The 9523-nt window shown below is 59.6% G+C and carries 7 protein-coding genes; 1 reads left to right on the top strand and 6 read right to left on the bottom strand.

Annotated features, from left to right (window positions below):
* Nucleotides 1-77: 77 nt before the first annotated feature.
* From fabI to PA598K_RS28270, 5 genes are all read right to left on the bottom strand, one after another.
* Complete coding sequence (gene fabI / locus PA598K_RS28250; protein WP_128660176.1) at nt 78-848, bottom strand: enoyl-ACP reductase FabI; 771 nt, start codon at nt 846-848, stop codon at nt 78-80.
* Between the two features lie 122 nt (nt 849-970).
* Nucleotides 971-2032, bottom strand: coding sequence for a UV DNA damage repair endonuclease UvsE (gene uvsE / locus PA598K_RS28255; RefSeq protein ID WP_128660151.1), 1062 nt, complete (start codon nt 2030-2032; stop codon nt 971-973).
* The gene (locus PA598K_RS28260; RefSeq protein ID WP_128660152.1) at nt 2029-2346 is read right to left on the bottom strand and encodes a hypothetical protein; all 318 of its coding nucleotides are present in this window, start codon (nt 2344-2346) and stop codon (nt 2029-2031) included. Before PA598K_RS28260 ends, uvsE begins: the two co-directional genes overlap by 4 nt.
* 320 nt (nt 2347-2666) lie before the next feature.
* On the bottom strand, nt 2667-3761 hold the full coding sequence (locus PA598K_RS28265; protein WP_128660153.1) for a D-alanine--D-alanine ligase: 1095 nt from the start codon (nt 3759-3761) through the stop codon (nt 2667-2669).
* 42 nt (nt 3762-3803) lie between these two features.
* Nucleotides 3804-4874 (bottom strand): amidase domain-containing protein, encoded by a 1071-nt coding sequence (locus tag PA598K_RS28270; protein WP_128660154.1) that lies wholly within the window; start codon nt 4872-4874, stop codon nt 3804-3806.
* Between the two features lie 301 nt (nt 4875-5175).
* Between PA598K_RS28270 and acnA the strand changes: the two genes are divergently transcribed.
* A complete protein-coding gene (gene acnA, locus PA598K_RS28275) occupies nt 5176-7884 on the top strand; it encodes an aconitate hydratase AcnA (RefSeq protein WP_128660155.1) in 2709 nt (902 codons plus the stop codon).
* A 164-nt stretch (nt 7885-8048) separates the two neighbouring features.
* Here the strand turns inward: acnA and PA598K_RS28280 are convergent.
* Nucleotides 8049-9523: sulfatase-like hydrolase/transferase (locus tag PA598K_RS28280; RefSeq protein WP_221414184.1), on the bottom strand; the 1475-nt coding region annotated here is incomplete at its 5' end.

Below are 9523 nucleotides of genomic sequence, written 5' to 3' on the forward strand. Positions count from 1 at the left end.
CAAGGCGCACTCCCCGCGAAACGGCCCTGCAGCCGCTGACGACAGCGGCTGCAGGGCCTGCTTGAAGGAAGAATCGTTTATACGCCTACGATATTGTAGCCGTTGTCGACATAGATGATCTCGCCAGTAATGCCGCGCGAGAGATGGCTCATCAGGAACATCGCCGTGTCGCCGACCTCTGCCGTCTCTGTCGTGCGACGCATCGGCGCCTTCTCTTCGACCTGGCGGAGGATCGTGTTGAAGTCCTTGATGCCCTTGGCTGCCAATGTGCGGATCGGTCCAGCCGAGATTGCGTTGACGCGAATGTTGGATGGCCCCAGGTCGTTGGCCAGATAACGAACGGATGCCTCAAGCGCGGCCTTGGCGACGCCCATGACATTGTAATTGCGGAGCGCGCGCTCCGCGCCGAGATAGGTCATCGTCATGATGCTGCCGCCCTCAGTCATGAGCGGATGCAGGCGCTGGGCGACTGCCGTCAGCGAGTAAGCGCTGATATCATGCGCCAGCGCAAAGCCCTCGCGGGAGGTATCGACGAACAGCCCTTCGAGCTCCTCCGTCTTGGCAAAGGCGATGCTGTGCACCAGACCGTGCAGGACGCCGAACTGCTCCTTCACATGGGCGGCCAGTGCGTCGATCTCCTCGTCCACGGTGACATTACAAGGCAGGATGACGGCGCCGGGGATCGTATCTGCCAGCTTGCGCACGCGCTCGGCGACGCGGTCGCTCTCGTATGTAAATGCCAGGTTGGCCCCTTGCGCAGCCAGCGACTGGGCGATCGCCCATGCGATGCTGCGGTCGTTGGCGACTCCCATAATCAGAATGTTTTTGCCGGTTAACAATCCACTCATCATTCATTTCCTCCTCATCCCGGTTCGGGATTTGTTCGTACTTCAATTAAGCTCTTGTCCAACGTACTTCATTTGGCCGGGCATTTCAAGAGCGAATCTTCGGTTGTCCTCCAATTAGCCACCTATGGTCGCGAGCTTGATTCGATGACGATCGAAGCATCGCCCGTAATGCGCAGGCGCCCGCTCGCTGCCGCCTCCTGTCGCAGCCCGTCCATCAGCCGCATGAGCGCTTCGTCCTTGCGCTTGGCCTCAAGCATCACGTCGACGCGCGGTGTCGCGCCGGTCGCAGCGATATCTTGCAGGAAGGCCAGCAGCGGCCCGAGCTCGACATCGTCGGCATGGCCTCGCGGATCTTGCGGACTCTTCGGGCTGGAGGCGTGGATCTTGGGCGCGAGCAGGCTCGCCAGCGCCTCGGACCCGCCTCCGAGCCCGGCACGGTCCGCCCGCTCGCGCTCAGCTGCCCAGGTCGCAGCGATCCGCGGCCAAAGCTCGCCGACCAGCCGCTCCGGCGCCAGCGCGCCGTCATTGACCGCATGATGGTGGATATCGAGCACCATCGGCACACCAGCCGCCTCAGCGATCGAGAGCGTCTCCTCGGCCGTGAACGTCTTGTCGTCATTCTCCAGCGTGATCCGGTGGCGATAGCGTTCCGCCAGCGCGCCGAACTGACGCAGGAACCGCTCGCCCGAAGAGGGCTTGTCCCCGTAGGCGCCGCCTACATGAATGTTGCACTTGTAGGCTTCGTCCAGCCCGAGCGCCTCCATCATCCGCACATGCATCTCCAGATCCGCGACGGACTTGTCCAGCACCTCCTGTCGCGGCGTACTCAGGACGCAGTAGTGATCAGGGTGGAACGAGGCACGGATGCCCTGACGCTGGATGAACGCCCCGACCTCGGCGAAGCTGTCCGCCAGCGCGTGCACCGGGTCCCAGTCCGCCAGCTCTTCGTGCGTGGCGAGCGGGATCAGCTTCGAGGACAGGCGGTAGACGCGGATATCATGAGCGGCGCAATGCCGCAGCACGCGCAGCGTGTTATGCAGGTTTTCTTCCCCAATTCGTTCGAGACGACGCACCGCCGCATCCCGCTCAGGCAAGCGCGAGAAGTTGCGGTAGGTCATCGTTCGGGAGGGCGAGGCATTCTCGAGCAGCATGCTCATCGCCACAAAGCCGAAACGAACAATCACGTACGGTCGCCGAAAAACATCTCGTACGCCAACGCCGTCTGAATCCGCGATTCTTCCTCGGTCAGCTTGCGCACGAGTTCCATTTCAACTTGAGTAATTTCCTCTCCCTGGAAATTAATCTCCGACAGCGATACCAGAATCTTGACAATGCATACGGCTGTGTTGTCCGGCGCATAGGCGATTACCTTTTGCCCGGTCGGATAGACGCGGAAGCCGCTCTTGACCATCTTGTTGCGGCCATACTCCAGCAGCTCGTACAACTCTTGCTCCGACTTGAACTTGCAGACGGAGTTGAACTCGGTCTCAAATCCCATATGTATCCTCCTTATTTTAGTAAGTCACTTGGCTCGTCGCCGATTGCTGTGCGCCCGCAACGTTGCCATCCCATGAATATCCGTCAGCGCATGTAACTGCAATAATGCATCTATTTTTCCATCATCCGTCGTTTTTATTGAGCTTAACTGCAAAAGTGCACTTATTATCGAGGAGATCCCCCACAAAAGGCAGCTCCGGACGATTTAACTGCACTTTTGCAATTAAAATATGCTTTCACCAGCTTTTCGACGGTTTTAAGGGTATTTTTGCAGTTATGCTAACCACTCGGAAGCTATCCAGGCCGCCGTCGCTGTCGGTCTTAGCCGTAGGCGATGCGCTGCTTTTCCTCGTGTCTGGCGATGGCAAGCGAGATGAGCGTATCGAGCAGCTCGCGGTAGCTCATGCCCGTCTCCTTCCACATAAGCGGATACATGCTGAACGGCGTGAAGCCCGGCATCGTGTTCACTTCGTTGATCAACAGTTGGTTGTCCGAACGCCGCAGGAAAAAGTCGACCCGCGAGAGCCCGGAGCCATCGATCGCCAGAAATGCCCGCAGCGCCATCTCCCGTACTGCCTCGGCAATATCGGCAGGGATGTCTGCCGGGATCTGCATCCGCGAGGTGCCGTCGACATACTTGGCATCGTAGTCATAAAAATCGCTGGAGGTGATGACCTCCCCCGGCACCGAGGCGCGCGGCTCGTCATTGCCGAGCACGCTCACCTCGATCTCGCGAGCGTCGACGAACTCCTCGACGATCACCTTGCGGTCGTAGCGCAGCGCTAGTTCGATCGCCGCCTTCAGCTCCTCGCGGTTGCGAGCCTTGGAGATGCCTACGCTGGAGCCGAGGTTGGCCGGCTTGACGAAGCATGGATAGCCGAGCGACACCTCGATCTCCATGATGAAAAAGGCCGGGTCCTTGGTCCACTGCGTGCGATTGAAGTGGCGATAGAGACATTGAGGCAGCCCTTCCTGGGCGAATACCTTCTTCATCATCGCTTTGTCCATCCCGACGGCCGAGGAGAGCACGCCTGCCCCTACATAAGGCATGTTGGCCATCTCCAGCAAGCCCTGGATCGTACCGTCCTCGCCGTAGGTGCCGTGCAGCAACGGGAAGACGACGTCCATCGTCCCCTGGGCAGCCGGAGCTGCGCCATCGGGCTGCAGGCTCTGGAGCACCGGCATCAGTCCGGCATTGTTGGCTGACGCGGTATGCTGCAGCTGCTTCACTTCCTCGGGCGGCGCAGTCAACGCGGCGCCTCCGTGCCATTGGCCTTGCTTCGTAATATAGAAGGGGATGATATCATATTTGTCATAATCGAAGGCCTTCATAACTGCGAGTGCCGTCTGCAGCGAGACTTCATGCTCCCCTGACTTGCCGCCGTAGATCAAGCCCACACGAATTTTTTTGTTCATTACTTATCCTCCGGTACTTAGATATCATGCCTGCTGCTCGGATCAAAACTCCTCCTCCAGATGAACGAGCCGGTAGCGCGTCGCCTCTGTCCAAGCATAAGAATCCCGGTAATCCCAGTACCGATGTCGACTCGCTACGGTATTGGCATTGACGAGCGGCATACGGTCCGCATCAAAGGCGGTGACGATGGTGCTGTGCTGGTACCGGCCGTCCCCGCTCCAATCGTAGAGGATGACGTCTCCCAGCTCCAGCTGCTCGGGACGTTCGACCAGAATGCCCCGCAGCCCCTCGCTTCGCGGCGTGGCGAATAGCGCTTGCAAGGCATGTGAGACAGCCCAGCTGTAGCTCCACCATTCCTTGCCATTATCGCGCCCCTTGTACCACCAGCCCGATTCCCTCCTTCCAGTATAATTCATCGGGGCTCCGCCTGCAAAGAGACACTGCGAGACGTAATTGGTACAGTTCACCTCGAACTCCTCGTAATCCGGGTTGGCCCGATTCCACCAGTTGTCGGCATAAGCGACGGCGCGGTCGCGTCGATAACGCTGCACCGGCGTGCGGATCGTCAGCGGCAGCACCAGGTCGTGATTGACGAACGGCTGCGTCCGCATCCCCGAGCTGCCGGCGCGTCGCTTCCCGCGCTCCTCCTCATAGGCCATGCCCGCCCCCGCATAGGCGCCGAAGCGCGGTCTGCGCTCGAGCACCATCGGCTCGATCCGCACGACCTCCCAATGTCCTTGCTGCTCTTGCAGCCATAGCCGCTCATATTCGCTCCGCTCCTCCACATAGCCGAGCCCCAACTGGTCCAGTGACCGCCGTTGATTGAGCCGCAGCATCACCGTCGCCTCATGCGCTGACTCATTCACTCGCACAGGCTGCGCCTTCGTCTCGTTGCGGCGCGTCCATGCATACCTCGCTTGCTCGCGATCATGCAGACGCTCCAGCTTCCGGGCGTATCTCGATAGATGTTCGCGATCGCTGACGAGTCCTTTGAGCACGCCGGCATCGAGCTTGATTTCGGCCTGGTTGACCAGCTTCACATATTCATGGATGGCGGCTTTCCAGCCTTGCAGATGCTCCGAGCTGCGCGATCTACCCGATGTGAGCGGCATCCCTATTCCTCCCCAGCTGATGTAAGATCTGACCTTGACTTGTTTCAGTATATGAAGCCAACTGGAAACTCATGTTATATAAGGAGCAAGCAAGCTTAGCGGCTGAGGGCGACAGGTGTTGCGGCTGTAAAAGTCAAAACTTATACTTTCAATAGAAGCAAAAAAACGCTATACTTAAGGTAGCCGTGATTTTATGAAATTGGGTTTCACGGAATGAAACTCACCTTGAAGCTCAATCCCCATAAACCATCACAATTGCTTTCATGTTCTGCAATAAAAACCATCAAGGAGGAGCACATTCATGCCACAAGATCAATTCTCCGTCCGCACTTCGCTTACCGCGGCAGGCCAGTCGTACGCCTACTACAGCCTGCAAGGTCTCGAAGCCCAAGGATTGGGTCCGATTTCCAAATTACCTTTCTCCATTAAGGTACTGCTGGAAGCTGCCGTCCGTCAGTACGACGGCCGCGCGATTACACCTGAGCACGTCAAACAGCTCGCCAGCTGGGCTGACGAGCGCGTAGACAAGGAGATTCCATTCATTCCTGCGCGTATCGTATTGCAAGACTTCACCGGCGTTCCTGTCGTCGTCGACCTCGCGGCGATGCGCGACACTGTAAAGAAGGCTGGCGGCGATCCGAAGCAGATCAACCCGCTTGTACCGGTCGACCTCGTCATCGACCACTCCGTCATGGTCGACGCATTTGGCTATGGCGGCGCTCTGGAGTTCAACGAGACGCTGGAGTTCCAACGCAATGAAGAACGTTACCGCTTCCTGCGCTGGGCGCAGACGGCATTCGATAACTTCCGCGCCGTACCGCCTGCAACCGGTATCGTCCACCAGGTCAACCTGGAGTACCTCGCATCGGTAGCTGCTACGAAGACCATCGACGGCGAGACGGTCGTCTATCCGGACTCCCTCGTCGGCACAGACTCCCACACCACGATGATCAACGGTCTTGGCGTCGTCGGCTGGGGCGTCGGCGGCATCGAGGCGGAAGCCGGCATGCTCGGCCAGCCGCTGTACTTCGTCATGCCTGAGGTCATCGGCGTCAAGCTGACAGGCCGCCTCGCTGAAGGCTCTACCGCGACCGACCTGGCGCTGACCGTCACCGAGATCCTGCGCAAGAAGGGCGTCGTCGGCAAATTCGTCGAGTTCTTCGGCCCTGGTCTCTCCAACATCAGCCTGCCTGACCGCGCGACTGTCGCCAACATGGCGCCTGAGTATGGCGCAACTGTCGGCTTCTTCCCGGTCGATACGATCACGCTGGACTTCCTGCGTCAGACTGGCCGTACAGATGAGCAGATCGAGCTGGTCGAGGCGTACTACAAGGCGCAGGACATGTTCCGCACCGATGACACGCCAGACCCGGTATTCTCCGACGTACTGGAGCTGGACCTCTCGACGATCGTACCGAGCCTTGCCGGACCGAAGCGTCCGCAGGACCGCATCGAGCTGACATCGATGAAGCAAGCGTTCAACGATATCATCCGCACGCCGATCGACAAGGGCGGCTATGGGCTGAGCGATGACAAGATCGAAGAGCGCGTCCAGGTGAAGCATAACGATGGACAGGTTAGCGAGATGCGGACAGGCGCTGTCGTGATCGCTGCGATCACCAGCTGCACCAACACCTCGAACCCTTCCGTTATGCTGGGCGCAGGCCTCGTCGCCAAAAAGGCGGTCGAGCGCGGTCTCGTGAAGCCGGCATACGTCAAGAGCTCGCTGACCCCAGGCTCGCTGGTCGTCACCGAGTACCTCAAGAAGGCCAACCTGATCGAGCCGCTCGAGGCGCTGGGCTTCCACGTCGCCGGCTACGGCTGCGCGACCTGTATCGGCAACTCCGGCCCGCTGCCGGACGAAGTGAGCAGCGCGATCGCCGACAACGACATGACTGTCGCTGCTGTGCTCTCGGGCAACCGTAACTTCGAAGGCCGCGTCCACGCGCAGGTCAAAGCCAACTACCTGGCTTCGCCGCCGCTCGTCGTCGCTTACGCGCTGGCCGGCACAGTCAACATCGATCTGGCCAACGATCCGATCGGCTACGACCAGCAAAACAAGCCAGTCTATCTGAAGGACATCTGGCCGACCTCCCAGGAGATCGCCGACGCGGCGACTGCTGCGATCACGCCGGAGATGTTCCGCGACAAGTACGCCAACGTCTTCACTCAAAACGAGCGTTGGAATGCGATCCAGGTGCCGGAAGGCGAACTGTACGAGTGGGATGCACGCTCGACTTACATCGCCAACCCGCCATTCTTCGAGAACCTCGGCTCCGAAGTCGGCGACATCGCCGACATCAAGGATGCCAAGGTGCTGGCGCTGCTGGGCGACTCGGTCACAACCGACCACATCTCGCCGGCCGGCAACATCAAGGCGGACAGCCCTGCTGGCGAATTCCTGCTGGCCAACGGCGTCGAGCGCAAGGACTTCAACTCCTACGGCTCCCGTCGGGGCAATCATGACGTCATGATGCGCGGCACATTCGCCAACATCCGGATCCGCAACCAGGTTGCGCCGGGCACTGAGGGCGGCGTGACGACCTATCTGCCGACGGACGAAGTGATGTCGATCTACGACGCTTCGATGAAGTATCAGAAGGGCGGCACCAACCTCGTCGTCATCGCTGGCAAGGAATACGGCACCGGCAGCTCGCGCGACTGGGCGGCCAAAGGCACGTTCCTGCTCGGCGTCAAAGCCGTCATCGCCGAGAGCTTCGAGCGGATTCACCGTTCCAACCTGGTCGGCATGGGCGTCCTGCCGCTGCAATTCCAAGAGGGCCAAGGCTGGTCGGCGCTCGGCCTGACCGGACGCGAGACGTTCGATATTACCGGTCTGGACAACGATGTGAAGCCAGGTCAAAAGGTCACCGTCACCGGTACACGCGAAGACGGAACGACCTTCGAATTCACAGCCATCGCTCGTCTGGACTCCGCAGTCGACATCGACTACTATCGTAATGGCGGCATCCTGCAGACTGTCCTGCGTCAGATGATCGCTAATATGTAAAAAAAACCCTTCCTGGGACCACACCCCCGCCATAGCCATGGCGGGGGTGTTTCGGTTACCTGGGTAAAGCACACGGGGTAGGGTGTGCTATGCCTTTATTATAGTGAAAATGATTATCGATATCAATAAGTTTTTTTATTCCTGTCTTGATGAAGCTTTATTTTTCATCTCCTCGTGTAATTGGCCACCGTTTCTTCGCTTTCTGTGTAACCGAGTCTGACCGCCCTGGCGCGGATGTGCGTCGAAGCCTTCGTCAATCTCAGCGGCTCGGTATACAGTCTCCAGCGGGCTTGCGGTCCCTCTTCGGTCGTATAGGCGATGGAGGCGCCCTGCGTCGCGCAATGCAGCATCACTGCCGTCGGTTCCGCAAAGTCGCCGCTGACGGCAGGCTCGAAGCCCGAGATCGAACGGTTGATCGGCACGAAGACCGGCGCCGCCGTCCGAGGCTGCACGCCGCCTGGCCACATCTGCCGCACCATCTGCTCCTCCGGCACGTCCCCCCATACATCGTAGCGGTCGCGCCAGACGTCCAGCTCGCTCCGGAGCCGCTCCAGTTGTTCCCGATACTGGCGGTCGTCGGCGAGATTGCGCATCTCATATGGATCGTTCTCGCAGTCGTAGAGCTCCTCCGGAGGACGATGCGAACGCAGCAGCAGCCGCTGCTCCTCTGTCAACTCGCCTGCCAGCTCCAGGCGCCACAGCTCCTGGAACATCGGGTGCTGGTGGCTGAACTTGATCCATTGCAGATATGGCTGCTCCGGATAATAGTTCCGAATATACTTGAAGCGTTGGTCGCGCACGGCGCGAATCATGTCATATGCCTCATCATAGCGGTCGCGGGTCGCGAATATGTATTCCCGCGGCTTCGCCTCCTCGCCAAGGAAGGGCTGTCCCTGCAGATGATACGGCACAACCGCTCCTGCCAAGGACAACGCGGTCGGGCCGAGGTCGATCAAGCTGACCAGTCGCTCGCTCGCCTGCCCCGCCGCCACGACGCCAGGCCAGCGCACGATCAGCGGCACGCGGATGCCCGCATCGTATGGCCAGCGTTTGGCGCGCGGCAAGCCTTCGCCGTGATCGCTCCACAAAAACACCGCCGTGTTGTCCGAGAGGCCGTCTTCCTCAAGCTGGCGCAAAATCTCCCCCACGAAGCCGTCTGCCTCTGCCACAAGATCGTAATGTGTGGCAAGCGCCTCGCGGGATTTGGGCGTATCCGGCACATACGGAGGCACCTCGACTCGCTCCGGATCGGTCAGCCGCTTCAATTCCGGCGCCCCCTCGCGATGATATCGCTCGCGAATCATGGTGCCCCACATGCCGCTCTCATGCGTCAGGATATGATTAAAGACAGCAAAGAAGGGTTGTCCCGCCTCCCGATGGCGCCAATGCGCGTCCATCCCGTCTTCATCCCAGGCCGTTATAGGGGAAGCGAATTGATAATCCGTCTTGAAGTTGTTCGTACAGTAGTACCCCGCGGCGCGCAAATACTCCGTCACTACCTTGACGTAGGGAGGCGGAACTGCGTAATACGGGGTCGGCAGCTCCGGCGTATGGGGGTTGGTATGCTCGGTACGCATATGATGCGCGCCAATCGCGGTCGGATACATGCCGGTAATAATCGAGGAGCGGCTCGGCGAGC

The organism is Paenibacillus sp. 598K (genome assembly GCF_003851045.1).
GTDB lineage: Bacteria > Bacillota > Bacilli > Paenibacillales > Paenibacillaceae > Paenibacillus_D.

Excerpts from the sequence above, each read along its gene's own strand:
- PA598K_RS28260 (WP_128660152.1), bottom strand. The coding sequence starts at position 2,346 with ATGGGATTTGAGACCGAGTTCAACTCCGTCTGCAAGTTCAAGTCGGAG.
- acnA (WP_128660155.1), top strand. The coding sequence starts at position 5,176 with ATGCCACAAGATCAATTCTCCGTCCGCACTTCGCTTACCGCGGCAGGC.
- PA598K_RS28265 (WP_128660153.1), bottom strand. The coding sequence starts at position 3,761 with ATGAACAAAAAAATTCGTGTGGGCTTGATCTACGGCGGCAAGTCAGGG.
- fabI (WP_128660176.1), bottom strand. The coding sequence starts at position 848 with ATGAGTGGATTGTTAACCGGCAAAAACATTCTGATTATGGGAGTCGCC.
- PA598K_RS28270 (WP_128660154.1), bottom strand. The coding sequence starts at position 4,874 with ATGCCGCTCACATCGGGTAGATCGCGCAGCTCGGAGCATCTGCAAGGC.